21 protein-coding genes are annotated in these 24,815 nt (G+C 62.3%); 12 read left to right on the top strand and 9 right to left on the bottom strand.

The annotated features are described in order from the left end of the window. Positions 1–90: 90 nt before the first annotated feature. A complete protein-coding gene (locus PG899_RS01550) occupies positions 91–1,284 on the bottom strand; it encodes an aromatic amino acid transport family protein (RefSeq protein ID WP_190284272.1) in 1,194 nt (397 codons plus the stop codon). Between the two features lie 306 nt (positions 1,285–1,590). Then, the gene (gene cra / locus PG899_RS01545; RefSeq protein ID WP_017410145.1) at positions 1,591–2,577 is read right to left on the bottom strand and encodes a catabolite repressor/activator; all 987 of its coding nucleotides are present in this window, start codon (positions 2,575–2,577) and stop codon (positions 1,591–1,593) included. A gap of 305 nt (positions 2,578–2,882) precedes the next feature. Between cra and fruB the strand changes: the two genes are divergently transcribed. The 4 genes from fruB (at position 2,883) to PG899_RS01525 (ending at position 7,463) form a co-directional block, all read left to right on the top strand. After that, on the top strand, positions 2,883–3,983 hold the full coding sequence (gene fruB / locus PG899_RS01540) for a fused PTS fructose transporter subunit IIA/HPr protein (protein WP_190284273.1): 1,101 nt from the start codon (positions 2,883–2,885) through the stop codon (positions 3,981–3,983). Then, positions 3,983–4,972: a 1-phosphofructokinase gene (gene pfkB, locus PG899_RS01535; protein ID WP_190284274.1), complete on the top strand. Its 990-nt coding sequence runs from the start codon at positions 3,983–3,985 to the stop codon at positions 4,970–4,972. The genes fruB and pfkB overlap by 1 nt, the downstream gene beginning before the upstream one ends. Beyond that, positions 4,969–6,705: a PTS fructose transporter subunit IIBC gene (gene fruA / locus PG899_RS01530; RefSeq protein WP_190284275.1), complete on the top strand. Its 1,737-nt coding sequence runs from the start codon at positions 4,969–4,971 to the stop codon at positions 6,703–6,705. Before pfkB ends, fruA begins: the two co-directional genes overlap by 4 nt. A gap of 185 nt (positions 6,706–6,890) precedes the next feature. Continuing rightward, positions 6,891–7,463, top strand: a complete 573-nt coding sequence (locus PG899_RS01525; RefSeq protein WP_232105303.1) for a glucose-6-phosphate isomerase family protein — start codon at positions 6,891–6,893, stop codon at positions 7,461–7,463. A gap of 21 nt (positions 7,464–7,484) precedes the next feature. Here PG899_RS01525 and PG899_RS01520 read toward each other — a convergent pair whose 3' ends face one another. Beyond that, positions 7,485–8,492: a LacI family DNA-binding transcriptional regulator gene (locus tag PG899_RS01520; RefSeq protein ID WP_016350646.1), complete on the bottom strand. Its 1,008-nt coding sequence runs from the start codon at positions 8,490–8,492 to the stop codon at positions 7,485–7,487. A gap of 212 nt (positions 8,493–8,704) precedes the next feature. Here PG899_RS01520 and PG899_RS01515 point away from each other — a divergent pair, with 212 nt between their 5' ends. The 6 genes from PG899_RS01515 (at position 8,705) to PG899_RS01490 (ending at position 14,332) form a co-directional block, all read left to right on the top strand. Beyond that, positions 8,705–10,471 carry a class I mannose-6-phosphate isomerase gene (locus PG899_RS01515; protein ID WP_190284277.1) on the top strand — a complete coding sequence of 589 codons (1,767 nt, stop codon included), beginning with the start codon at positions 8,705–8,707 and terminating at the stop codon, positions 10,469–10,471. Positions 10,472–10,476: 5 nt separating this feature from the next. Next, the gene (locus PG899_RS01510) at positions 10,477–10,908 is read left to right on the top strand and encodes a PTS sugar transporter subunit IIA (RefSeq protein WP_190284278.1); all 432 of its coding nucleotides are present in this window, start codon (positions 10,477–10,479) and stop codon (positions 10,906–10,908) included. Positions 10,909–10,917: 9 nt separating this feature from the next. After that, positions 10,918–11,412 (top strand): PTS system mannose/fructose/N-acetylgalactosamine-transporter subunit IIB, encoded by a 495-nt coding sequence (locus PG899_RS01505; protein WP_016350649.1) that lies wholly within the window; start codon positions 10,918–10,920, stop codon positions 11,410–11,412. A gap of 12 nt (positions 11,413–11,424) precedes the next feature. After that, positions 11,425–12,228 (top strand): PTS mannose/fructose/sorbose/N-acetylgalactosamine transporter subunit IIC, encoded by an 804-nt coding sequence (locus PG899_RS01500; protein ID WP_190284279.1) that lies wholly within the window; start codon positions 11,425–11,427, stop codon positions 12,226–12,228. Beyond that, positions 12,228–13,076 carry a PTS system mannose/fructose/sorbose family transporter subunit IID gene (locus tag PG899_RS01495; protein WP_052143503.1) on the top strand — a complete coding sequence of 283 codons (849 nt, stop codon included), beginning with the start codon at positions 12,228–12,230 and terminating at the stop codon, positions 13,074–13,076. Before PG899_RS01500 ends, PG899_RS01495 begins: the two co-directional genes overlap by 1 nt. Positions 13,077–13,168: 92 nt before the next feature. After that, a complete protein-coding gene (locus PG899_RS01490; RefSeq protein WP_270696857.1) occupies positions 13,169–14,332 on the top strand; it encodes an AGE family epimerase/isomerase in 1,164 nt (387 codons plus the stop codon). Positions 14,333–14,356: 24 nt separating this feature from the next. Here the strand turns inward: PG899_RS01490 and PG899_RS01485 are convergent, their stop codons facing one another. After that, positions 14,357–14,608 (bottom strand): DUF1289 domain-containing protein, encoded by a 252-nt coding sequence (locus tag PG899_RS01485; protein WP_029300962.1) that lies wholly within the window; start codon positions 14,606–14,608, stop codon positions 14,357–14,359. A 150-nt stretch (positions 14,609–14,758) separates the two neighbouring features. Here PG899_RS01485 and mltA point away from each other — a divergent pair, with 150 nt between their 5' ends. Beyond that, entirely contained in the window at positions 14,759–15,910 is a 1,152-nt protein-coding gene (gene mltA / locus PG899_RS01480) for a murein transglycosylase A (RefSeq protein ID WP_011706178.1), read from the top strand. 118 nt (positions 15,911–16,028) lie between these two features. Here the strand turns inward: mltA and yfaE are convergent, their stop codons facing one another. The 5 genes from yfaE to ubiG form a co-directional block, all read right to left on the bottom strand. Beyond that, positions 16,029–16,349 carry a class I ribonucleotide reductase maintenance protein YfaE gene (yfaE, locus tag PG899_RS01475; protein ID WP_190284281.1) on the bottom strand — a complete coding sequence of 107 codons (321 nt, stop codon included), beginning with the start codon at positions 16,347–16,349 and terminating at the stop codon, positions 16,029–16,031. After that, positions 16,346–17,479, bottom strand: coding sequence for a class Ia ribonucleoside-diphosphate reductase subunit beta (gene nrdB / locus PG899_RS01470; RefSeq protein WP_011706176.1), 1,134 nt, complete (start codon positions 17,477–17,479; stop codon positions 16,346–16,348). The genes yfaE and nrdB overlap by 4 nt, the downstream gene beginning before the upstream one ends. Before the next feature lie 66 nt (positions 17,480–17,545). Continuing rightward, complete coding sequence (gene nrdA / locus PG899_RS01465) at positions 17,546–19,813, bottom strand: class 1a ribonucleoside-diphosphate reductase subunit alpha (RefSeq protein WP_016350655.1); 2,268 nt, start codon at positions 19,811–19,813, stop codon at positions 17,546–17,548. A gap of 578 nt (positions 19,814–20,391) precedes the next feature. Beyond that, positions 20,392–21,078: an HAD family hydrolase gene (locus PG899_RS01460; RefSeq protein WP_190284282.1), complete on the bottom strand. Its 687-nt coding sequence runs from the start codon at positions 21,076–21,078 to the stop codon at positions 20,392–20,394. Further along, positions 21,078–21,794 (bottom strand): bifunctional 2-polyprenyl-6-hydroxyphenol methylase/3-demethylubiquinol 3-O-methyltransferase UbiG, encoded by a 717-nt coding sequence (ubiG, locus tag PG899_RS01455; protein WP_016350657.1) that lies wholly within the window; start codon positions 21,792–21,794, stop codon positions 21,078–21,080. Before ubiG ends, PG899_RS01460 begins: the two co-directional genes overlap by 1 nt. Before the next feature lie 201 nt (positions 21,795–21,995). Here ubiG and gyrA point away from each other — a divergent pair, with 201 nt between their 5' ends. Next, positions 21,996–24,767, top strand: coding sequence for a DNA topoisomerase (ATP-hydrolyzing) subunit A (gene gyrA / locus PG899_RS01450; protein WP_270696853.1), 2,772 nt, complete (start codon positions 21,996–21,998; stop codon positions 24,765–24,767). Positions 24,768–24,815: the final 48 nt, after the last annotated feature.

Genomic DNA, 24,815 nt, shown 5'->3' with positions numbered 1-24,815 from the left:
CATATACCGATGGCATAGAAAAAGCCCCGCCAACTGGGTTGGCGGGGCTTTTGCGCTTTTGCTATTGGGACATGCAATACCGGCTCTGGCTTAGAGCGCGGGCAGCAATCCCATGCTGACGCTTATCTGTACCCCGACGATCAGCACCCCCATGGCGCCGGCAAGGCCCAGGGCCAGCACGCCGCCCGGGGCGCGGTAGTGGTGCGCCTCGGCCCGCTTGCGGCTCTGCCACACCAGGGTCACCGGCAGCAGCACCGCCAACACTGCCAGCGCGATGGCGGCGTAGCCCAGCGCCATGATGAAGCCTTGCGGGAAGTAGAGGGCAAACAGCAACGGCGGCACAAAGGTGATGAGACCGGTCTGGGTGCGACCCTGCCAGTTGTCCTTGCGGCGGGTCACCTTGGCCATGAAGTCGAACAGCCCCAGCGTCACTCCGAGGAAGGAGGTGGCCAGCGCCAGATCTGCAAAGAGATGCATCGCCTGGTTGAAAGCGGGCCAGCTCACCAGATTACCGACGTTGGCCAGCAGGCTGTCCAGCGCCCCGCCGGTCTGGATCAGGGATTGCTGACCGAGCAGCCCCAGGATGGCGATTTGCCACAGCACGTAGAGGATGAGCGGCAGGGCGGAGCCCCACACGAAGACCCGGCGCAGCTGCTTGGGGCAGTCCCCCAGGTAGAGCATCACGCTCGGGATGGAGCCGTGAAAACCGAACGAGGTGAAGATGACCGGCAGGCCTGCCAGCAACAAGCCCTGACCGAGCGGCATGGAGAGCAGGTGCTGCCCCTCGGCACGCGGCAGCAGCAGCCCGAGGACGGCCACCATGATCACCAGCTTGACGGTGAACATCAGTCGGTTGAGGTAATCCACCTGTTTGGTGCCGACACAGACCATGCCGCCAAACAGCAGAGTAAAGGCCCAGGCCGCCTGCTCCTGGCTGAGGGGCAGGCCCGCATCGGCCAGCGCCTGTGCCAGCAGGCTGCTGCCGCCGCTGATGTAGGCGGAGGCCAGCGAGTAGAACAGCATCAGGATGCAGAAGGAGGCAATGCGCTTGCCCCAGGGGCCGAGCAGGTGATCCGCCAGCTGGTGCAGGTACCACTTGCCGGTGTTGAGGCTGGCTTCCACCTGCAGCATGGCGGTAAAGGCCATCAGGCCCCAGAGACTGATCATCAGCAGCAGGGTGGCGGGCCCGCCAAGGGAGGAGGAGGCCAGCGGCAGGGCCAGCATGCCGGCGCCTATGGTGGTGCCGGCAATCAACAGGGTACATCCCAGGGTTTTGGTATTCATGGTGTCCATCCGAATCGAGAAACTGCGCCGTGCGCAGCAGGCATATGAGGTGTTGGCAAGGCGCCTCCGGGGTCGAGACCGGAGGCTAGCAATATCGGAGTGAACCCATCGTTACGAAAAATCCGCTGGTTGTAAAAGATGGTTGCCAACTTAGCGAATTAAAATGTTGGATACAAGCGTGTAAAGGCGGATTTTGTACTGGGTGGGTAGAATGAGTGGAAATAAAAGATGACAGGAGTGCACTTTGGCTGGTGAAAAAACGCGCCGCTGCGAACCGGGTCGCAGCGGCGCGCGATGCAGAGAGGATTAGCGGCGGCGTTTAAGGGTACGGCTCACATAGTGCAACCCGCACTGATATTCACCGCCAATCGCCTTGAGGGCAAGTTCCAGCGCCTGGCTGGCGAGGGCATCGTGCTGCTGGGGCAGGGAGTTGATGCCGAAGGGGAGAAAATCGAGCAGGCGATCGTCGCCGAAGGTGGCCATGGCCAGCCGGCTCATGTCGGTCTCCTGTTCCAGCAGATAGTCGAGCACCCCCTCCATCAGGATGTAGGAGGTGGCTACCAGTGCCTGGGGTAGCTGGCCGAGCTGCTGATGCAGCGTCTTGATCAGGCGGTAGCCCTCGGCGCGGGAGAAGTGGGCCCCTTCACACAGATGGCAAGCCGTGCTGTGGCTGGCGACGGCCTGCTCGAAGCCTGCCTTGCGTTCCCGACTGATCGTGAGCGCCGGCAGCGCGGTGATCAGGGCGATGTGCTTGATTGCCGGCGAGAGCAGGGAGGCGGTGAGATCGCAGCTTGCCTTCTGGTTTTCGCTGGCCACGGTGACGAACTTGTCGGCCGCCATGGCCCGGTCGATGGCGAGCACCTGGATGCCGCGCGTCTGCAGGCCGAGGTAGAAGGGATCTTCGGGTGGCAGGCAACTGGCCACCAGCAAGGCATCCACGTGGCGGCTGGCCAGCATCTCGGCCAGTTCTTTTTCGGTGGCGGGGTCATCTTCCGAGCAGACGATCAGCAGCTGATAGCCCTGTACCCGCGCCCCTTGCTCCAGCCGTTTGGCGAGCTTGGCGTAACTGGCGTTCTCCAGGTCGGGCAGGATGAAGCCCAGGGTCTTGGTCTGGCCACCACGCAGGGAGGCGGCGCGGCTGTCCGGCTGGTAGTTGTGGGCGGTAACCACCGCCATCACCTTGTCGCGGGTGGCCTGGCTGATGCGGTATTGGTCGGCCTTGCCATTGATCACATAGCTGGCCGTGGTGCGCGAGACACCGGCGAGGGCGGCGATTTCATCCAGTTTCATCATGTTGGCTCTGTTTGAGTTGCAAGGCCCACGGGCACTGCCTGGTGAGGGCACCGAAAAATGTGCGCGGGATCATATCATTGAAAAGCACTCTTTGTGGGTACTTGATCAATTCGCTGAAACGATTCAGTCTGAGTGTAAGTGAAACGATTCAGCTTGTCAGCAGACAATCGATGGCCGGGCATAAAAACCGGGTATGACCCGCGAAGGGATGCAATCCGGTCTATTGTCAGCAGGCGAGTGGTACGAATGGTTATGTTTGATGAGCCGGTACGGTCAGGCCGCCCGGCACCTGATGGAGAATTTCTATGTTGAAGTTGGCGCGACAGCAGATCCTGCTGGGGCAGTCGGTGGCGACCAAGTCGGACGCCATTGCCCTGCTGGCAGGCAAACTGACCGAAGCCGGTCTGGTGGAAGCGGGCTATGTGGATGGGATGCTGGCCCGTGAAGCGCAGCATGCCACCTATCTTGGCAGCGGCATCGCCATTCCCCACGGCACCACCGATACCCGTCATCTGGTGAAGAACACAGGCGTCATGGTGGCCCAGTTCCCTCATGGCATCGAGTGGGATGAGGGGCAGATCGCCTATGTCGCCATCGGCATCGCCGCCAAGTCCGACGAGCATCTGGGCATTTTGCGCCAGCTCACCCATGTGCTGGGTGACGAGCAGGCGGCAGCTCAGCTCAAAGAGGCCACCGATGCCGACACCATCATCAACATCCTGACTGGCGCCACTGCCGCCAAAGAGGTGCAATACCTGACCCTGGCTGACTTCCCGGCCGATGATCGCGACCAACTGCTGCTGGGAGCAGCCGCCCGCGCCAAGTCTGCGGGCTGGGGCGATGCCGCCATGGTGAGCGCGCTGCTGGCAAGCGAACCTGCCTATCTGGGCGAAGGCGTCTGGCTCGCCCGGGCGCAAGCGGCCCAGACCGGTTGGGTGCTGGCCACCCCGAGTAGCGCCCTCACGGCAGGGGAGCTGCCGGTCAGCGCCATGCTGCTGCTGTGCGCCGCAGATAGCAGCCATCTGCCGCAACTGGAGAATCTGGCCAAACTGGCGGCTGCCGGCCAACTCGCTACGCTGGCGGGCGGCGAGGGACTGGCCATGCTGCAAGCAGGCCCCGCGAGCGGTCTTTCCGAAACCTTCACCATCATCAATCCCCACGGCTTGCACGCTCGTCCCGGCGCCATGCTGGTCAAGGTGGCCAAAGAGTTTGAATCCGACATCCGGGTGGCCAATCTGGATGGCAGCGGCGAAGCGGTTTCCGCCAAGAGCCTGATGAAAGTGATCGGTCTTGGGGTCAAATGCGGGCACCGTCTGGCGTTTCGCGCCGAAGGGGCTGATGCCGAAGCGGCTCTCAAGGGGATCGGTGAGGCGATCGCCGCTGGTCTCGGCGAGGGGGCGCATTGATGAAGATTGTCACCATTACCCTCAACCCCGCCCTGGATCTCACCACTCGTTTGGACGCGATGAGCCTTGGCGAGGTCAATCTGGTGAGCGAGGCCAACCTGCGTGCGGCGGGCAAGGGGATCAACGTCGCCATGGTGCTCAAGGATTTGGGCCGCGAGGTAGGCGTCACCGGCTGGCTGGGCGCTGACAATGAACAGAGCTTTGTCTCCCTGTTTGCAGAGCGGGCGCTGGATGATCACTTTGTCCGTGTTGCGGGCAGCACCCGTATCAACGTCAAGATCTCCGAGCAATCCGGTCGGGTCACCGATCTCAACCTGCCGGGGCTCACCATTGAGCAAGGGGAGGTGAGCGCGCTGGAGCAGGCCATCGACGAGTTGGCTGCGCATGCTGAGTGGTTCGTGCTGGCGGGCAGCCTGCCCAAAGGGGTGGCCCCCGATTACTGCGCCCATCTGATCCGCCTGCTCAAGGCCAAGGGCAAGCAGGTGATCTTTGATTGCAGCGGCGCGGCGTTAAGCGAAGGGATCAAGGCGGCGCCGACCCTGGTCAAACCCAATCTGGAGGAGCTGAGCCAGTGGGCAGGCCGCCCCATCAAGACCCTGAGCGAGCAGGCCGAGTGTGCCCGCGCGCTGCAGGCCAGCGGGATCCCCAACGTGGTGATCTCCAACGGCGCTAATGGCCTCATCTGGTTTGCCCCGGATGCCGTCTGGCAGGCCATTCCGCCGCGGATGCAGGTGGTCAGCACCGTGGGTGCTGGCGATTCGCTGGTGGCCGGTCTCGCCCATGGTCTCAGCCTTGGTTGGACGCCGGAGCAGACCCTGCGGCTGGCCACCGCCGTCTCGGCGCTGGCGGTCAGCCAGGTCGCGGTCGGCTTTGACGATATCAATGTGCTCAACCCCTTGCTTGAACAGGTGCGCGTAGAGCGTCTGGATGCGCTGGCACCGGTTCAATGCCATACCCCCTCAATGGAAAACTCAGGAGATGCCCAATGAAAGCAATCTTGGTTACGGCTTGCCCGGCGGGCATTGCCACCAGCTTTCTCGCTGCAAAACGGATAGAACAGCAGGCCAAACTGGCTGGCTGGGAACTCACCCTCGACGTCGGCTCCAGCGTGCAACCCCGTCAGGTGCCGAATAAGGAGCAGATTGCCGCCGCCGATCTGGTGCTGGTCGTCGCCAGCGCTCCGGTGGATCTCGCTGCATATGATGGCAAGCAGGTCTATCAGGGCAGCATGGATCTCGCCCTGCAGGATCCGGCCGCCTTGCTGGAAGCCGCCAGCAGCGGCGCCAGTGTTTATCGTCATCAAGCCGACTCCGCCGTTGCCAATGCTGCCGCCAAACCGGCCGCCGCAGGCAAGCGCATCGTGGCGGTGACCGCCTGCCCGACCGGGGTGGCCCACACCTTTATGTCGGCAGAAGCGCTGGAGACCATGGCCAAACAGCTGGGTTATCAGATCCGCGTCGAGACTCAAGGCTCGGTCGGTGCCCAGAATGCCCTGACTGCCGAGGAGATTGCATCCGCCGATCTGGTGTTCCTCGCCACCGATATCGAGGTGGACATGGCCCGTTTCGACGGCAAGCCGGTCTATCGCACCAGTACCGGTGCGGCGCTCAAGAAAACCCGTGCCGAGCTCGACAAGGCGTGGAACGAGGCGAAAACCTATCGCCACAGCGGCGCCAGCCAGCCCAAGAAAGAGGAAAAAGCAGGCCCCTACAAGCACCTGCTGACCGGTGTCTCCTTCATGCTGCCGATGGTGGTGGCGGGTGGCCTTATCATCGCGCTCTCGTTCGTGTTCGGTATTGAGGCGTTCAAGGTGGAAGGCACTCTGGCCGCCGCCCTGATGAAGATCGGTGGTGGCTCCGCCTTTGCCCTGATGATCCCGGTGCTGGCCGGTTACATTGCCTACTCCATCGCTGATCGTCCGGGTCTCGCTCCCGGCATGATCGGCGGCATGCTGGCAAGCTCCTTGGGCGCCGGTTTCCTTGGCGGCATCGTGGCCGGTTTCCTGGCCGGTTACAGCGCCAAGTACCTGAGCGACAAGGTGCGCCTGCCGGTGACCCTGGAAGCGCTCAAGCCCATCCTGATCATTCCGCTCTTTGCCAGCCTGTTTACCGGTCTGGTGATGATCTACGTCGTGGGTGGCCCGGTGGCCGGCATCATGAATGCCATGACCACCTTCCTCAACAACATGGGCTCTGCCAACGCAGTGCTGCTGGGTGTCATCATCGGCGCCATGATGTGCTTCGACATGGGGGGCCCGGTCAACAAGGCGGCCTACGCCTTCGGGGTTGGCCTGCTGGCCTCCAAAACCTACGCCCCGATGGCTGCGGTGATGGCCGCCGGTATGGTGCCGGCGCTGGGGATGGGGATCGCCACCTTCCTGGCCCGCACCAAGTTCATCAAGGCGGAGCAGGAAGCGGGCAAAGCCTCCTTCGTGCTGGGTCTGTGCTTTATCTCCGAGGGGGCTATCCCGTTTGCCGCCAAGGATCCGATGCGGGTCATCCCGGCCTGTATGGTGGGCGGCGCCCTGACCGGTGCGCTCTCCATGCTGTTCGGCTGTGAGCTGATGGCACCCCACGGCGGTCTGTTCGTGCTGTTCATCCCGCACGCCATCAGCAACGTCATGATGTATATCGTGGCGATTGCGGCAGGCTCGCTGCTGACCGGTGTCTCCTACGCCATGCTCAAGCGCGGTGAAGAGCAGGCCAAGCTGGCCACGGCATAAGCCGCTAACCAGCAACACGCCATACAAGAGAGCGGCCTTTGGGCCGCTTTTTTATTGCCCAAATTTATTGTCCAAAAAAGTGACGAGGGTAGGGCAACCTGGCTTGTGGTTAATGGATTAACCCTCTAGCGTGGAACCCCGAAGGGCGCCACCGCGCCTGTCGATAACCCGATCCTCAGGAGCAGATGATGACCCCCATGATTCCCCCCATTCTCGACTTTGCGACCGGTAGACTCGCTGGCGCCGAGCTGGTAGAAAAGAGCACCACCCTGGCCGACCTGCAGGAGCTTTTTGCCGACCCTCACGCCGCGGCGGCGCTTTCGCCTGATACCCGGCTCTATCGGGTCGCCATGTTGCCCGGCCATGGAGGCGAGGGGGATCTCAACATGGGGGTCACCTATCTGGAGGCGGGCCGGGTTGGCCGGGAATTCTTCATGACCCGCGGTCATCTCCATGCGCGCGCCGAGCAGGCGGAATACTACTTCGGGTTGTGCGGGCAGGGGTTGTTGCTGCTGCAAGATATGGCCGGTGTCTGCTGGCTGGAGCAGGTCTTTGCCGGCAGCGTTCATCATATCCCTGGCCATGTGGCCCATCGACTCATCAACACCGGCGCGACGCAGCTCTCGGCGCTGGCGGTCTGGCCCGCCGTCGCCGGCCACGATTACGGTGCGTTGGGAGTGCGCGGCTTTGGCCTGCGGGTGCTGGCCGGGGAGGATGGCACGCCCCGGATTGTCACTTCTGCTGGGCAAGCCACTTGAAACAGCGCGTGCGGCGGCCTGCTAGGGGCTACCGCAGGATTGGCGCACCACCAGGGTGGGGGGCAGAATGATGCTCTTGGCCGGTTCGTCGTTGCCGGCCATCCGCTCGAGCAGCAGCTCGCCGGCTTTTCGGCCGATCTCCCGCGACGCCACCGAGACGGTGGTGAGGGGCGGGTCCACCAGCGCGGTTTCCGGCAGATCGTCAAAGCCCACCAGTGCAAAGTCCTGACCGATGACCCGCCCCAGCTTGCGCAGCGCCAGAATGGCGCCGAGCGCCACCACGTCCTGATAGCAGACCGCCGCCGTTACCTCGGGATGCTGTTCCAGCAGCGCCGTGATGGCGCGGGTGCCTTCCACCCGGCTGGCGCCGCAGCCGATGATCCACTCCGGCCTTGGGGAGATGCCGTGTTCGAGCAACTTGCTCATGTAGCCGCCGAGACGCTGGGAGCGACTGATGGAGGCGGGGTTGCCCCCGACAAAGGCGATGTGGCGGTGGCCCAGCTTCAGCAGGTGTTCGGTCGCCAGCTGGCAGCCCAGAAAGTTGTCGGTGCCGACGAAGTCGATCGCCACGTCCGGCACCGGCCGTACGATCAGAATGGTGGGCATGCGGCGGCGCTGCAGACTCTCGAAGAAGCTGCGGGGGGTGGTCTGGGTGGCGCAGATCACCATGCCGGCGGCGTTGTTGCGCTGCAGCGAGTCGGTGAACTGCTGCTGCCGGGTGGCCGACTCCTCGCTGTTGGCCAGAAACAGCATCAGATCGTGATGTTCCATCTCCCGGCTCAGGCCCGCCGTCATCTCCGCATAGAAGGGGTTGGTGATGTCGTGCAGCAACAGACCGACCTGGTTGCTGCTCTTGTTGCGCAGGTTGGCGGCGGTCTGGTTGTAGACATAGCCGAGCTCGTCGATGGCCCTGAGTACCCGCTGGCGGGTGTGCTCGGAGATGCGCCCCTTGTTGCGCAGGGTCATGGAGACGGTGGCAGTCGACACCCCCAGATGGCGGGCGATGTCGGCAACGGTCACATTGCTCATGGGATGGATCCTGTCAGGGAGTAGGCCTCAAAGGTATATCGATTAACCTTCTGTTGTTAACGTGCCATGATGAAATTGCCGTCATGATCACATATTTCGCCCATGTTGGCGATCAAATACACCATTTTATGAGGTTAATCTTGTTTATCAGGTTGTGGTTAACAGGTTAATCGATTTATCTCTTTCGTAGGTGTCAACGAGAGAGCAAGCCAATGATTCATTCGAGTTACGTCTCCAACTACGACAAATTCCCGGACGTGGTGGTCGCCGGCCATGAGGGCGCCGCCTGTGCCGGCTGGCACGAGATAGCCCGGCGACTGCAGGCCGCGGCAGACGGGCAAGGTGGGGCAAGGGTAGTGCTGGTGATCGACTGCTATCACGGCGTGGATCAGGACGAGCTGCGTAGCCAGCTGCTGGCGAGGCTTGGACCCCACACGCTCATCGAGGTGGAGCAGGCCCGCCTGCCCGAACCAAAAGTGCTGGCGATGCTGGATCGCTTCATCACCGACGACCGGGTCTTTGGCGTGCTGGCCCCCCACAAGATGGTGGAGTTTTTTGACCCGGCCGCGCTGGCGCGTCTGCAGCAGCAGGTCGCAGAGATAACCGGTGGCCTGGTGGTGGTGATGGGCAGTGGCGCCTCCCTGGTGGCCGAGGGGGACGTGCGGGTCTATGCCGATCTCGCCCGCTGGGAGATCCAGCAGCGGCTGCGTCGCAAGGAGATCGGCAACTGGGGGGCCGGCAACGAGGAGGAGGACATACTGCGCCGCTACAAGCGCGCCTTCTTCATCGAGTGGCGGGTGTTTGACCGCCATAAACTGGCCCAGCTGCCCACCATCGATTTCCTGCTCGATACCAACACCCGAGGCAAGCCGACCCTGGTGACGGGGCAGGCGCTGCTGGCGGGGTTGCATCAGGCGGCGCACCAGCCGTTTCGGGTGGTGCCCTTCTTCGACCCCGGGGTCTGGGGCGGGCAGTGGATGAAGCAGGTGTGCGATCTGGACCCGGCCCAGCCCAACTATGCCTGGTGCTTTGATTGCGTACCGGAAGAGAACAGCCTCTACCTGCGCATTGGCGAGGTGCGGGTAGAGATCCCGTCGCAAAACCTGGTGCTGTGCCAGCCCAGCGCCCTGCTTGGGGAGCGGGTACACGCCCGCTTTGGCGCCGAGTTCCCGATCCGGTTCGATTTTCTCGACACGGTAGGGGGGCAGCCGCTCAGCCTGCAGGTGCATCCGCTGACCGAGTACATCCAGCAGGAGTTCGGCATGCACTACACCCAGGACGAGAGCTACTACCTGCTCGATGGCAAGCCGGGTGCCTGCGTCTACCTCGGTACCCGCACCGGTATCGACCCGCAGGCGATGCTGGCGGAGCTGGCTGCCGCCCAGCGCGGCGAGAAGCCCTTCGATGACGAGCGCTTCATCAACCGCTTCCCGGCCCGCCAGCACGATCACTTCCTGATCCCGGCCGGGACCGTCCACTGCTCGGGAGAGGGGGCCATGGTGCTCGAGATCAGCGCCACCCCCTACATCTTCACCTTCAAGCTGTGGGACTGGAGTCGGGTCGGGCTCGACGGCATCCCGCGCCCCATCCATCTGGAGCATGGCAGCAAGGTGATCCAGTGGGAGCGCGACACCGACTGGACCCGCGAGCACCTGGTCAATCGCATCGAACCCATTGCCGAGGGGCCGGGCTGGCGCGAGGAGCGCACCGGGCTGCACGAGCGGGAATTCATCGAGACCCGTCGCCACTGGTTCAGCGTGCCGGTGGAGCACGACACCGGTGGCACTGTGCAGGTGCTCAATCTGATTGAGGGGCGGGAGGCGACGGTGGAGAGTCCCGACCATGCGTTCGCACCGTTTGTGGTGCACTACGCCGAAACCTTCATCGTCCCGGCCTCGGTAGGGCGCTATCGCATCCGCCCGAGCGGTGAGAGTGAAGGGGCGACCATCGCCACCATCAAGGCCTATGTGAGGGGGTAACCAAGATGCTGAGGATCCTTATCGCAACCCATGGTTCACTGGCGCCGGCCCTGCTGGCCAGCGCCAGCATGGTCTACGGCGAACTGCCGGCGGTGGCGACCGTCTCCCTCACCGAAGAGGGGGGGATCGAGGCCTTTCGCAGCGAGTTTGAACAGACCTTGCGCCGCCATGGCGCGGGGGCTGACGGGGTGCTGGTGCTGTGCGACATGGAGTGCGGCACCCCCTACAACGTGGCGTGCCGCTGCGCGTTTGACCATGAATGGCCGCAGCCGCTGGCCGTGGTGGCCGGGGTCAACTTCCCCATGCTGCTGATGAGCGCCGATCTGCTGGATGCCGTGGATGTGCACGAGGCGGCCCGCCAGTTGCTGGCCCAGGCGCTGGAATCCATGGTGATCGCGGCCCCGGCGGTTGCGCACCAGCAAGACGACAACTTCTAGGAGAGCGAGATGGCCATTTCATTTGTACGCATTGACGATCGGGTGATCCACGGTCAGCTGGTGACGCGCTGGGCCAGGGAGCTACCTTGCGACGGCATCGTCGCGATCGATGACGAGGTGGCGGCCGATCCGCTGCTCTCCCAGGTGATGATCGGTGCCGTGCCGGATACCCGGGTATGGCTGTTCGATGTGGCGACGGCGATTGCCAAGCTGCCCAAGGTGATCGCCAGCGACAAGCGCTACTTCGTGATCGGCAAGTCGCCGGTCACCCTGCAGCGGCTCTGCGCCGCCGGCATCTCCCTTGAGAACCACAACGGCAAGATCAACGTCGGGCCCATGAGTGCCCGCGAGCAGACCACCACCATAGGCCCCAACCAGTCGGTCACGGCGCAGGAGATCGCCGCCTTCGACTACCTGGCCGGCCTGGGCCACGACATTGACTTTCGGCTGGTGCCGGATGCCAGCCACTACAGCTGGGCGGATGCCCAGAAAAAGCTGAAATAGGGAGCAGACATCATGTTTCTGGAAGCAACTCTCATCGGGATACTCTGTTATCTCGGTGCCCTCAGCAGCCTCTGGCTGTTGGGATTGACCGGGGGCTGGTACACCATCACCCGCCCGCTGGTCTCGGGCATGCTGGTGGGGGCCATCCTCGGTGATATCCAGACCGGGATCCTCATCGGGGTGGCGGTGCAGGCGGTCTATATCGCCATGGTGACGCCGGGTGGTTCCATGCCGGCGGATCTCAACTTCGTCGCCTTTCCGGCCATTGCGCTGGGCATACTGTCGGGCAAGGAGCCGTCGGTGGCGGTGGCCATTGCTGCCACCATCGGCATCGCCGGTACCATCCTCTTCAACTTCATGATGGTGCTCAACTCCTACTGGAACCACAGGGCCGACGTGGCACTGGAGCAGGGGGACGAGCAGGGGGTCTACCTCAACAGCGCGATCTTCCCGCAGGCCAGCAACTTCGTGCTGCGCTTCGTACCCACCTTCATCGCCGTCTATTTTGGTAACCAGTACATCGAAGGCTTCATGAACAGCCTGCCGGAGCTGGTGATCCGCACCATGACGGTGGTGGGGGGCATCTTGCCGGCGGTCGGCATCGCCATCCTGCTCAAGCAGATCATCAAGCAGAGCAGCATGCTGATCTATTTTCTGGTGGGCTTTGTCGGCATCGTCTTTCTCAAGCTCAACATGGTGGGGCTGGTGATGATCGGCGCCCTGCTCGCGCTCATCCACTACAACTACAAGCCGGAGCCGCGCCCTGCACCGGCTGCCCGCGCTGCCACCCAAACCGACGATGAGGATGAATTCTGATGGACGCAAAGCTGCAAGCGGGCCAGCCGGTGAACAAGGCGCCGGTGGCCCTCACTCTCAAGGATTTGCGTGCCTGCTGGCGCGCCTGGATGATGTACAACCTCTCCTCCATGAGCTTCGAGCGGCTCGAATCCTTCGGCTTCTGCCTTGGCATGATGCCGGCGCTCAAGAAGCTCTATCCCGGCAAGGCGGAGCGGACGGAGGCGATGAAGCGTCACGCCTCCTTCTACAACACCGAGCCTCAGCTTGGCGCCATCATCAACGGGTTGGCGGTAGGGCTGGAGGAGAAGCGGGCCAACGGCGAGCGGATCGATGGCGAGACCATCAACACCCTGAAAGTGGGGCTGATGGGGCCCATCGCCGGGATCGGGGATTCCATGATCCCGGGCATGTTGGTGCCCATTCTGCTTAGCATCGGCATGGCGCTGGCCGCCGGCGGCAGCGTGCTGGGGCCGCTCTTTTACATCATCAGCTTCAACGCCATCGTCATCACCGGCTCCTACATGCTGTTCATGAAGGGCTACCGGATGGGGACCGGCTCGGTGGAGGCGCTGGTGAGCTCGGAGTCGGTCAAGCTACGCGAGGCGCTCTCCCTGCTCGGGGTCTTCGTGATGGGCGGGGTGGCGGCCAGTTACGTCAATCTCTCCACCGGGCTCGATTTCGTCACCTCCGACGGGGTCAACATCCAGTTGCAGGCCATGCTGGACGGCATTTTTCCCAAGCTGATGCCGCTGCTGGTGGTGCTGGGCACATGGTATCTGATGGCCAGACGCAACGTCTCGCCGGTCAAGGCCATGCTGGGGCTGCTGGTCGTGGCCTTTGTCGGGGTCGCCGTCGGGCTCTTCTAGGCCGTTCAAAGGTTGAGGTGAGCACAGACAGGGGAGAGCAGGGCTCTCCCTTTTTATGGGCTGGATGATGGGTTGGCTGGAGAGGTGATGAGATGCATGACGAGATAAAAGAGGCGGCGCAGCGTTGCCGACGTTGGCTGCTGGAGGAGGCGCTGCCTCACTGGGGGGCAAGCGGCTTTGATTGGGCGCGGGGGCTGTTTGCCGAAGGGCTGGATAGCGCAGGCGCACCGCTCTGGCAGCCCATTCGTTTTCGGGTGCAGAGTCGCCAGATCTATGTGTTCAGCCACGCCGCCCTGCTCGGCTGGTATGAGGGGGGCGAGCTGGCAGAGCGCTGCGCCACGTTCGGCATGAGGCGCTTTGCTGATGGCGCCGGCAACCAGCTGTTTTCCCTCAATGCCGATGGCTCGCCCGCCGACGGTGCGGTGTGCTGCTACGAATACGCCTTTGCCCTGCTGGCCGAGTGCTGGCTCTACCGCTTGAGCGGCGAGCCGCGCTGGCAGCAGCAGGCCGAGTCGCGCTATCAGGCCATCGAACTGCTCTTTGCCGATCCCGTGCACGGCGGGTTTCACTCCCGCTTTCCAGCAAGCGCGCCGCGCAGTCAAAACCCCCATATGCATCTGTTTGAAGCGCTGCTGGTGGCGGCGGAGAGCTTTGATGAGCCGCGCTGGCAAGGGCGTGCCCATCGGCTCTATCAGCTGTTTTGCCAGCGCTTGCTGGAGCCCGCCTTGCTGCGGGAGTTCTTCGATGAACGGCTTCTCCCGACCCATCCCGATTCGCACCTGATCGACCCGGGCCATCACTACGAGTGGTGCTGGCTGCTGGCCCGCTATCGGGCATTGGCGCAAGGGTGGGAATATGGACCGAGTGCCCGCAAGATAGACGAGGTGATGGCCATCCTGACCCGCTTTGCCACCGTTCACGGCCACGGACCGACCGGGCTGGTGCTGGATGAACTCAGCGATGACGGGCGGCCCCATCGGACGACCAGCCGGCTCTGGTGCCAGACCGAGCAGCTCAAGGCGCTGCTGGCAGCCTACGAGCGGCGAGGGGAGGCTGAGATTGCGCACCGGATTGGTGAGGTGGTGGGACGGATCTTTGACTATTACCTGATGCCGGCGCTGCCGGGTCAGTGGATAGATCAGGTGGATGTGACGGGGGCGCCGTTGGCCGGCCATGCACCGGCCAGCACCTTCTATCACCTGTTCGTGGCGTTCAGCGAGCTGGTGCGAGTGGTGCAAAGGGGGGGGGGGGGGTAAAGAGGGATAAGAGAGGGGCTGGGTTTAAAAATCCCAGCCCGGTTGCTCCGGCGACTCGGGTTGGGCTCCCTCCAGCGCTTTGCGGCGGGCGGCTTCCACCCGCGCCTTGCGACCACGGCACAGGCGCATCACCTCTTGCTGCTGGGCATGGCTCATGGTGAGCCAGTTGAAACGCTCCTCGCGGCTGCGCAGGCACCCTTTGCAGTAGCCCTTGTTGTTCACTTCGCAGACCCCGATGCAGGGGCTCTGCAGCGGGAAGATTTCGAGCTGTTCCATCCATGGCCTCTCACACCCTGTTACCTTGTTATAACCCAGAAGATCCCCTTTGGAGAAATCCGCCGTCCCAGGCCTGAAGGCGTTTGCTTTCCCCCTGCAAATTTGGCATCTTCCCCGCCGAACATAACCCTTGGTGTTATATGAGGACATATGAATAAACACGCTTACTGGCTGACCGCCGCAGTACTGGGGTTGGCCGGTTGTGCGGGCAACTCTGAGCAAGCCCAGGTGCCCAAAAACAAACCCGATGCCAGATGTTTTCTCAACTGCGAGGTGCCGGAAAATCTGGGCAAGCAGTATCTGGACGGTCCCCTGCCTGACGATCTGGTGCGAGTGGAGCGGGTCAACAGCCGACAGCGCGCCGACTACAGCAAGTTCGGCCCCCAGAGCCGGCTGGTGCTGGAGCGCTCCGGCAAGATGACCCGTCGCTACGGCGAGCTTTACCATCAACTCTCCCGCTGGGTGGCCAATGGCGGCGATCCCGCTCAGATCACCCGTTACGGCATCAGCCTGGCCCAGCTGGGCGGCTCGGATCGGATGGGCAACGTGCTGTTCACCGGTTACTACTCGCCGGTGCTGGAGGTGCGTCACCGCCCGGATGCCAAGTACAAGTACCCCATCTATGCCATGCCCAAATGCGGCGGGCGCTGCCCGAGCCGGGCCCAGATCCATCAGGGGGCCCTGGCCAACCGTGGGCTGGAGCTGGGCTACAGCAAATCCCTCATCGACAATTTCCTGATGGACGTGCAGGGCTCGGGCTTTGTCCACTATGGTGACGACGATCGGCTGCAATATCTGGGTTACAGCGGCAAGAACGGTCACGGTTACGTCAGCATCGGCCGGGTGCTGATCGATCGCGGCGAAGTGCCCAAGGAGCAGATGTCCATGAAGGCCATCAAGGAGTGGGCCAACCGTCAGCCGGAGGAGAGCGTCAAGGAGCTGGTGGAGCAGAACCCCTCCTATGTCTTCTTCGAGCGTCGCCCCACCAACGACGTGATCGGGGCCGCCGGCATTCCATTGTTGCCGATGGCAGCGGTGGCCGCCGACAAGACCCTGCTGCCGATGGGCACGCCTATCCTGGCGGAAGTGCCGCTGCTGGACAAAGAGGGCAACTGGACCGGCAAGCACCAGCTGCGGCTGTTGATCGCGCTGGATGTGGGCGGTGCGGTGAAGAAGGGCCACCTCGACCTCTACCACGGCATGGGCGAGAAGGCCGGTGTCGCGGCCGGTCACTACAAGCACTTCGGCCGGGTCTGGAAGCTGGGTCTGCACCATGGGCCGACCGCCGCGCCCTGGCTGTAAGGCCCTGCGGGGGCGGGTGGTGCATCAGCCGCCCGCTCACCAGGCATAGAGATGGATATAAAAAAGCCGCCGGAGCAATCCGGCGGCTTTTTGTTTGCTGACGCGAACCTGAGGGGGCTCAGCGCTTCTTGATGTCCAGCCGGATGGCGCCCACCGGTTTGCAGCAGCAGGGCAGGCACTCTCCCTCTGAGACAAAGGCGAGCGGCACGGCGGCATAGTGCACCTTGCCTGCCAGCAGCGGGGTGCGGCAGGCGCCGCAATAGCCGCTGCGGCACTGGAACTCCACGTGATGACCGTGGCGCTCCAGGGTTTCCAGTACGCTCTCGCCGGGATGGGCGTGCAGCACGTCATCCTGGGTATGCACCCGTGGCGAGCCTGCGTCGCTCTGGGCGGGAGCCGCGTGCGGGGCAGGAGTCAGCGTGCCGGTGGCGTCACTCACAGCTCGAAATCACCCAGGTCTTCGGCATTCACTTCGCTGTCGATCTGACCTACCAGATAGGAGCTCACTTCCACTTCCTGTGGGGCGACCTGCACGTTGTCGGACGACAGCCAGGTGTTGATCCAGGGGATCGGGTTTTGCTTGGCACCGGCAAAGGCTGGCTGCAGACCCACCGCATTCATGCGCAGGTTGGTGATGTACTCCACGTACTGGCAGAGGATGTCCTTGTTCAGGCCGATCATGGAGCCGTCCTGGAACAGGTACTCGGCCCACTCTTTCTCCTGGATGGCGGCTTCCTTGAACAGCTCGAAGCAGGCCTGCTCGCACTCGGCGGCAATCTCGGCCATTTCGGGGTCGTCCTGACCGCTGCGCATCAGGTTCAGCATGTGCTGGGTCCCGGTCAGGTGCAGCGCTTCGTCGCGGGCGATCATCTTGATGATCTTGGCGTTGCCCTCCATCAGCTCGCGCTCGGCGAAGGCGAAGGAGCAGGCGAAGCTGACGTAGAAGCGGATCGCTTCCAGCGCGTTGACGCTCATCAGGCACAGATAGAGTTTCTTTTTCAGCTCGCGCAAGGTGATGGTCACGTCACGACCGGCCACCCGGTGGGTGCCTTCACCGTGCAGGTTGTAGAGCGCGGTCGCCTCGATCAGATCGTCGTAGAAGTGGCTGATGGAGCCGGCGCGCTTCAGGATCTGTTCGTTGGTGACGATGTCGTCGAACACCTGAGCGGGGGTGTTGACGATGTTGCGAATGATATGGGTGTAGGAGCGAGAGTGGATGGTTTCCGAGAAGGCCCAGGTCTCGATCCAGGTTTCCAGCTCCGGAATGGAGACCAGCGGCAGCAGCGCCACGTTGGGGCTGCGACCCTGGATGGAATCCAGCAGGGTCTGGTACTTCAGGTTGGAGATGAAGATGTGCTGCTCATGGGGCGGCAGGGCCTGGAAGTCGATGCGGTCGTGGGAGACGTCCACCTCTTCCGGGCGCCAGAAGAAGGAGAGCTGCTTTTCGATCAGCCGTTCGAACACTTCGTGTTTTTGCTGGTCATAACGGGCCACGTTGACCGATTGGCCGAAAAACATCGGCTCCTTGAGCTGGTCGTTTTGGGTCTGGCAGAACGTTGAATAGGCCATGGTGATTTGAATGTCTTGAATAAGGGGAAACAGGAGGGCGGGAGCTTCATGCTCCCGCCCGGTTCATCAGATCTTGCAGGCGCCGCCGGCACAACCGTCATCTTGCAGATCGGTCTGGGCATCGTCCGCACCATCACGGGTGTTGTGATAGTAGAGGGTCTTGAGGCCGTATTTGTAGGCGGTCAGCAAGTCCTTCAGCAGCTGCTTCATCGGTACCTTGTTGCCTTCGAAACGGGCGGGATCATAGTTGGTGTTGGCGGAGATCGCCTGATCCACAAACTTCTGCATGATACCGACCAGCTGCAGGTAACCATCGACGCTCGGTTGCTTCCAGAGCAGTTCGTATTGATCTTTCAGGCGGTCATACTCGGGCACCACCTGCTTGAGGATACCGTCCTTGGAGGCCTTGACCGACACCAGGCCGCGCGGCGGTTCGATGCCGTTGGTGGCGTTGGAGATCTGGCTGGAGGTCTCGCTCGGCATCAGGGCGGTCAGGGTGGAGTTGCGCAGACCCACGGTGCGGATCTCTTCGCGCAGCGCTTCCCAGTCCAGGTGCAGCGGCTCGTTGCACAGGTTGTCCAGATCCTTTTTATAGGTATCGATGGGCAGGATCCCCTGAGCATAGGTGGTCTCGTTGAAGGCCGGGCAGGGGCCGAACTCGCGGGCCAGCTGCACGGAAGCCTTCAACAGGTAGTACTGGATCGCCTCGAAGGTGCGGTGGGTCAGCGCCAGACCGGAACCGTCGGAGTAGCGGGCACCGTTCTTTGCCAGGTAGTAGGCGTAGTTGATGACGCCGATCCCCAGGGTACGGCGGTTCATGCTGCCCTTCATCGCGGCTTTGAGCGGGTAGTCCTGATAGTCGAGCAGGGCATCCAGAGCGCGCACGGCGAGATCCGCCATCTCTTCCAGATCTTCCAGCTTCTCGATGGCACCCAGGTTGAAGGCGGACAGGGTGCAGAGCGCGATCTCGCCCTCTTCGTCATCCACGTTGTTGAGCGGCTTGGTCGGCAGCGCAATCTCGAGGCAGAGGTTGGACTGGCGCACCGGCGCCACGCTCGGATCGAACGGGCTGTGGGTGTTGCAGTGATCCACGTTCTGGATGTAGATGCGACCGGTACCGGCGCGCTCCTGCATCATCAGGGAGAAGAGATCGACCGCCTTGAGGGTCTTCTTGCGAATGCTCGGATCCTGCTCGTACTTGACGTAGAGCGCTTCGAACTTGTCCTGATCCGCGAAGAAGGCATCGTACAGGCCAGGCGCATCGGACGGGGAGAACAGGGTGATGTCGCCGCCCTTGATCAGGCGCTGGTACATCAGCTTGTTGATCTGCACGCCGTAGTCCATGTGACGGACCCGGTTCTCCTCCACGCCGCGGTTGTTCTTCAGTACCAGCAGGCTTTCCACTTCGGTGTGCCACAGCGGGTAGAACAGGGTGGCCGCACCGCCGCGCACGCCGCCCTGGGAGCAGCACTTCACGGCAGTCTGGAAGTACTTGTAGAAGGGGATGCAACCGGTGTGGAACGCTTCGCCGCCACGGATGGGGCTGCCCAGACCACGGATGCGGCCGGCGTTGATGCCGATACCGGCGCGCTGGGACACGTAACGCACGATGGCGCTGGCGGTGGCATTGATGGAATCCAGGCTGTCATCGCACTCGATCAGCACGCAGGAGCTGAACTGACGGGTCGGGGTGCGCACGCCGCTCATGATCGGGGTCGGCAGCGAGATCTTGAAGGTCGAGACCGCATCATAGAAGCGCTTGATGTAGTCCAGACGGGTATCTTTCGGATACTTGGAGAAGAGGCAGGCCGCTACCAGGATGTAGAGGAACTGCGGGCTCTCGTAAATTTCGCCGGTGACGCGGTTCTGGACCAGGTACTTGCCTTCCAGCTGCTTGACCGCCGCGTAGGAGAAGTCCATGTCGCGCCAGTGATCCAGGTGCTGGTTCAGCTCCTCGAATTCGGCCTGGCTGTAGTCTTCCAGCAGGTGCTTGTCGTACTTGCCCATGTCCACCAGCTTGGCGACGTGCTGATAGAGGTGGGGCGGCTCGAACTGGCCGTAGGCCTTCTTGCGCAGGTGGAAGATGGCCAGGCGGGCGGCCATGTACTGGTAGTCCGGACTTTGCTCGGAGATCAGGTCAGCAGCGGCCTTGATGACGGTTTCGTGGATGTCGGCGGTACGGATGCCGTCATAGAACTGGATGTGGGACTTGAGTTCCACCTGGGAGACCGACACGTTGTCGAGACCCTCGGCAGCCCAGTCGAGCACGCGGTGAATTTTATCCAGATCGATGGGTTCTTTGTGGCCGTTACGCTTCGTCACAAACAAGTTCATTGGCTGATGACCTTTAGTTGATTCCCGAAAAACCATCGCACGGCGCTCGCCTCCAGGCCTGTGAGAGGCGTGGGAGGTGGGGACCTATTGTGCGATGAATCACAAGATATAGTGTTATTTTGATTTCGAGCTACAAGATAGTGAGGTCGGCCCGGCTTTGCAATCTGTGGATAAGGGATTAGCTGTGGATAAATTGTGGGTGTTCCGCTCTGTGTTAGTGGACGCTCACAGCGAGTGGGTTTTCATCCGTCCGATCCGGTAAATGCAAGTCTGATGATCGAACATGGAAAATTTAAATAACTTTTTTTGCTTGCGAAAAGGGGGTGTTTTTACTAGCAAATTCAGCCTGATTATCCCTTGTGCAGCAAGGGTCAAAAGGTGTCCGATCTCGCCGCTTCCCTGCTTGTCAAACCGCCAAAACGGGGGATCGCCAGGGATCCCCCGTCGGGACTGGCAAGGCTCTGCCGCGATCAATCAACAGTGCTCATCTGGCCACCATTTGGCGGCAAAGCTGCCTTTGTTATCCATCTCTGTTGCCTGCTTCCTGTACCAGAGGTGCCCGGCACGGGCTGGTAATCTCAGCCCAGCTCGTAGCGCAGCCAGTGGTGCAGGGCCTGCACGGTGTCAAAATGCAGATCGGCGCCCCACTGGGCCGGATCCTCGTTGTCATTGAGATAACCCCAGCCGGCGACGGCGGTGCGCATGCCGGCGTTGCGGCCAGCCTCAATGTCGCGCACGTGATCTCCCACATAAAGGCAGTGGCTCGCCTCGACGCCAAGCTGGTCGCAGGCAAAGTACATGGGGGCGGGGTCGGGCTTGCGCACTGGCAGGGTGTCGGCGCTGACGGTCACGCCACAACTGGCGAGCTCGGGCAGGGCCGCCAGCAGCGGCTCGGTGAGAAAGCCCGGCTTGTTGGTGACGATGCCCCAGGGCAGCTGCTTCTCGTCGAGCCACTCGATGAGATCCACCATCCCCTCATAGGGACGGGTGCCAACGCAGAGGTTGGCGGCGTAGTAATCGAGCAGGGCGGTGCGAAGGCGGGTGGCGCCTAGCTCTTCGAGCAGTTCGTCACCAAGACCGGCCCTGAGCAGCCCGAGCGCCCCGTGGGAGGTGGTCTGACGGATGATGTCGTCAGAGAGGGGGGCAAAGCCTTCGCTTATCAGCACGTGGTTGACGGCGGCCCCCAGATCGGGCGCGGTGTCGAGCAGGGTGCCGTCCAGATCGAACAGCACGCAGCCAAGGGGCGCAGCAGAGTGAGTCGTCATCAGCCTTGCTCCGGGCGCTCGAACGCCACCATGTAGTTGACGTCGACGTTGCGACCGAGCTTGAAGCTGTTGGAGAGCGGTGCGTAGTGCACCCCGCTCATGTCCCGTACCAGCAGGCCCGCCGCCTCACCCATGCGACACAGTTCGGCGGGGGTGATGAACTTCTTGTGGTCGTGGGTGCCCTTGGGCACCATCTTCATCAGGTACTCGGCGCCGAGGATCATCATCAGATAGGCTTTCGGGTTGCGGTTGATGGTGGAGACGAACACCTTGCCGCCCGGGCGCACCAGGGTAGCGATGGCGCGCAGTACGGAGGCGGGATCCGGCACGTGCTCCAGCATCTCCATGCAGGTGACCACGTCGTACTGGCCGGGGGCCTCATCGGCGTGGGCCTCGGCGGTGATCTGGCGATACTCGAGCTCCACGCCTGCCTCGAGGGCATGGAGGCGGGCGACCCCGAGGGGCTCCTTGCCCATGTCGATGCCGGTGACCTTGGCGCCCCGGCGGGCCATGCTCTCGGCGAGAATGCCGCCGCCGCAGCCGATGTCGAGGATGCGCTTGCCGAACAGGCCGCCGCTCTTGTCGGTGATCCAGTCAAGGCGCACCGGGTTTATCTGGTGCAGCGGCTTGAACTCTCCCTCCATGTCCCACCAGCGGGAGGCGATGGCTTCGAATTTGGCAATTTCTGTCAGATCGACATTGGCATCACTGTGCATTTTTTGATGATCCTGTGGCAAGGGCGCGCAGGCTGGGTGGGGCGCGCGCAATCTGTTGTCCTGGCGGGCATTATAACGGACGGACTTTGTCACACCAGCCCGACTTGTTACCGGATTTGTGGCTTAAGGTATTTGGCTCAGTGTGTTACCATGTCGCGCTGTTTAAGCCAAAGAACAACTAATTAGGGATTAAGGCTTTCTATGAGCGATCTGGCCAGAGAGATCACGCCGGTCAACATCGAAGAAGAGCTCAAGAGTTCCTATCTTGATTACGCCATGAGCGTGATCGTAGGACGAGCTCTGCCGGATGTGCGTGATGGCTTGAAACCGGTTCACCGCCGCGTTCTGTATGCAATGAACGAGCTGGGGAACGACTGGAACAAGCCCTATAAAAAATCGGCCCGTGTGGTCGGTGACGTAATCGGTAAATATCACCCGCACGGCGACATTGCCGTGTATGACACCATCGTTCGCATGGCGCAGGATTTCTCCATGCGTTACATGCTGGTCGATGGTCAGGGCAACTTCGGTTCGGTCGACGGCGACAGCGCCGCCGCCATGCGTTACACCGAAGTGCGGATGGCCCGCATCTCCCACGAGCTGCTGGCCGATCTGGACAAAGAGACCGTGGACTGGGTGCCGAACTATGACGGCACCGAGATGATCCCGGCTGTCATGCCCACCAAGGTTCCCAACCTGCTGGTCAACGGCTCCTCCGGTATTGCGGTGGGCATGGCGACCAACATTCCGCCTCACAACCTCACCGAGATAGTCAACGGCTGTCTGGCGTTGATCGAGAACGGCGACCTCACCATCGACGAGCTGATGACCTACATCACCGGCCCGGATTTCCCCACTGGTGGCATCATCAACGGTCGTTCCGGCATCGTGCAGGCGTACCGTACCGGTCGTGGCTCCGTCTATGTGCGTGCCAAGGCCGAAGTGGAGGTGGACGAGAAGACCAGTCGCGAGACCATCATCGTTCACGAGATCCCCTATCAGGTGAACAAGGCGCGGCTGATCGAGAAGATCGCCGAGCTGGTCAAAGAGAAGAAGATCGAGGGCATCAGTGCCCTGCGCGATGAGTCCGACAAGGACGGCATGCGCATCGTTATCGAGATCAAGCGCGGCGAGTCCGGCGAGATTGTGCTGAACAATCTCTACAAGCACACCCAGATGCAGACCACGTTCGGCATCAACATGGTGGCGCTCGATAACAACCAGCCCAAGGTGATGAACCTCAAAGAGATCCTGGATGCGTTCCTGCTGCACCGCCGTGAAGTGGTGACCCGCCGGACCGTGTTCGAACTGCGCAAGGCGCGGGATCGGGCTCACATCCTGGAAGGCCTGGCGGTGGCGCTGGCCAACATCGACCCGGTCATCGAACTCATTCGCCACAGCGCGACCCCGGCCGACGCGAAAGCGGGCCTGGTTGCCCGCGGCTGGGAGCTCGGCAACGTGGCCTCCATGCTGGAGAAAGCCGGTGACGACGCGGCACGCCCCGAGTGGCTGGAACCCGAGTTCGGCATCCGCGAAGGTCACTACTACCTGACCGAGCAGCAGGCCCAGGCCATCCTTGACCTGCGTCTGCACAAGCTGACCGGCCTCGAGCACGAGAAGATCCTGGAAGAGTACCAGTCTCTGCTGGATCTCATCGCCGAGCTGCTGTTCATCCTGGCGAGCCCGGTGCGGTTGATGGAAGTGATCCGTGACGAACTGCTGGCCGTGCGCGAGCAGTACGGCGACGAGCGTCGTACCGAGATCAGCATGTCCAGTGCCGAGATCAACATCGAAGATCTGATCACCCCGGAAGACGTGGTCGTTACCTTGTCTCACCAGGGTTACGTGAAGTATCAGCCGCTCTCCGACTACGAGGCCCAGCGCCGCGGTGGTCGTGGCAAGTCGGCCACCCGGATCAAGGAAGAGGACTTTGTGGAGCGTCTGCTGGTGGCCAACACCCACGACACCATTCTGTGCTTCTCCACTCGTGGCAAAGTCTACTGGCTCAAGGTTTACCAGCTGCCGGAGGCGTCCCGCGGCGCCCGCGGTCGTCCGATCATCAACCTGCTGCCGCTGGATGAGGGTGAGCGCATCACCGCCATTCTGCCGGTCAAGGAGTATGACGCCGACAAGTATGTGTTCTTCGCCACCGCCAACGGTACCGTGAAGAAGACCAGCCTGTCTGATTTCAGCCGTCCGCTCTCCTCCGGCATCCGAGCCATCAACCTCAAAGAGGGTGATGAGCTGATCGGGGTGGACATCACCGATGGCAGCAACGAGATCATGCTGTTCTCCGATGCGGGCAAGGTTGTTCGCTTCGCGGAAGGCAGCGGTCGCGCTGATGCCGATGCCACTGACGAAGTCGACACCGACGACGACGCCGGCAACGACGCCGGCAACGACGCCGGCAACGACGATGATGGCAGCGACAACGGCGAAGGCACCGAAAGCAAGGGCACCTTCAAGGGCGTACGTCCCATGGGTCGTACCGCTGCCGGTGTGCGCGGCATCAAGCTGGGCGCCGGTGACAAGGTGGTGTCCCTCATCGTGCCGCGTGGCGACGGGGCCATCCTCACCGCCACCGAGAACGGTTACGGCAAGCGCACCGCGCTTGACGAGTACCCGACCAAGAGCCGTGGTACCCAGGGCGTCATCTCCATCAAGGTGGATGAGCGCAACGGCAAGGTGATCGATGCGATCCAGGTCGAAGATACCGACCAGATCATGCTGATCACCAACGGCGGTACCCTGGTTCGTACCCGGGTGTCCGAGGTGAGCGTCATCGGCCGCAACACCGGTGGTGTGCGTCTGATCCGTACCGGTGAAGACGAGACCGTGGTCGGTCTGCAGCGGGTTGCCGAGAGCGACGAAGACGAAAACGAAGTGCTGGCCGTTGAAGGGGAGGTGTCTGAAGGCACCGATACCGCAGCGGACACCGGTGCTGTCGATGCAGGTGAAGCGGGCGACGAATAATCGCTCCTCTTTACCCGATACCAAAGAGCGGCCTCATGGCCGCTCTTT

The organism is Aeromonas sp. QDB39 (genome assembly GCF_027707585.1).
Lineage (GTDB): Bacteria > Pseudomonadota > Gammaproteobacteria > Enterobacterales > Aeromonadaceae > Aeromonas > Aeromonas hydrophila.
This window is presented reverse-complemented; position numbering and strand designations above follow the sequence as displayed.

What these genes read in the sequence shown, in the direction of transcription:
- PG899_RS01550 (WP_190284272.1), bottom strand. Translation starts at nt 1,284, where the DNA reads ATGAATACCAAAACCCTGGGATGTACCCTGTTGATTGCCGGCACCACC.
- cra (WP_017410145.1), bottom strand. Translation starts at nt 2,577, where the DNA reads ATGATGAAACTGGATGAAATCGCCGCCCTCGCCGGTGTCTCGCGCACC.
- fruB (WP_190284273.1), top strand. Translation starts at nt 2,883, where the DNA reads ATGTTGAAGTTGGCGCGACAGCAGATCCTGCTGGGGCAGTCGGTGGCG.
- pfkB (WP_190284274.1), top strand. Translation starts at nt 3,983, where the DNA reads ATGAAGATTGTCACCATTACCCTCAACCCCGCCCTGGATCTCACCACT.
- fruA (WP_190284275.1), top strand. Translation starts at nt 4,969, where the DNA reads ATGAAAGCAATCTTGGTTACGGCTTGCCCGGCGGGCATTGCCACCAGC.
- PG899_RS01525 (WP_232105303.1), top strand. Translation starts at nt 6,891, where the DNA reads ATGATGACCCCCATGATTCCCCCCATTCTCGACTTTGCGACCGGTAGA.
- PG899_RS01520 (WP_016350646.1), bottom strand. Translation starts at nt 8,492, where the DNA reads ATGAGCAATGTGACCGTTGCCGACATCGCCCGCCATCTGGGGGTGTCG.
- PG899_RS01515 (WP_190284277.1), top strand. Translation starts at nt 8,705, where the DNA reads ATGATTCATTCGAGTTACGTCTCCAACTACGACAAATTCCCGGACGTG.
- PG899_RS01510 (WP_190284278.1), top strand. Translation starts at nt 10,477, where the DNA reads ATGCTGAGGATCCTTATCGCAACCCATGGTTCACTGGCGCCGGCCCTG.
- PG899_RS01505 (WP_016350649.1), top strand. Translation starts at nt 10,918, where the DNA reads ATGGCCATTTCATTTGTACGCATTGACGATCGGGTGATCCACGGTCAG.
- PG899_RS01500 (WP_190284279.1), top strand. Translation starts at nt 11,425, where the DNA reads ATGTTTCTGGAAGCAACTCTCATCGGGATACTCTGTTATCTCGGTGCC.
- PG899_RS01495 (WP_052143503.1), top strand. Translation starts at nt 12,228, where the DNA reads ATGGACGCAAAGCTGCAAGCGGGCCAGCCGGTGAACAAGGCGCCGGTG.
- PG899_RS01490 (WP_270696857.1), top strand. Translation starts at nt 13,169, where the DNA reads ATGCATGACGAGATAAAAGAGGCGGCGCAGCGTTGCCGACGTTGGCTG.
- PG899_RS01485 (WP_029300962.1), bottom strand. Translation starts at nt 14,608, where the DNA reads ATGGAACAGCTCGAAATCTTCCCGCTGCAGAGCCCCTGCATCGGGGTC.
- mltA (WP_011706178.1), top strand. Translation starts at nt 14,759, where the DNA reads ATGAATAAACACGCTTACTGGCTGACCGCCGCAGTACTGGGGTTGGCC.
- nrdB (WP_011706176.1), bottom strand. Translation starts at nt 17,479, where the DNA reads ATGGCCTATTCAACGTTCTGCCAGACCCAAAACGACCAGCTCAAGGAG.
- nrdA (WP_016350655.1), bottom strand. Translation starts at nt 19,813, where the DNA reads ATGAACTTGTTTGTGACGAAGCGTAACGGCCACAAAGAACCCATCGAT.
- PG899_RS01460 (WP_190284282.1), bottom strand. Translation starts at nt 21,078, where the DNA reads ATGACGACTCACTCTGCTGCGCCCCTTGGCTGCGTGCTGTTCGATCTG.
- ubiG (WP_016350657.1), bottom strand. Translation starts at nt 21,794, where the DNA reads ATGCACAGTGATGCCAATGTCGATCTGACAGAAATTGCCAAATTCGAA.
- gyrA (WP_270696853.1), top strand. Translation starts at nt 21,996, where the DNA reads ATGAGCGATCTGGCCAGAGAGATCACGCCGGTCAACATCGAAGAAGAG.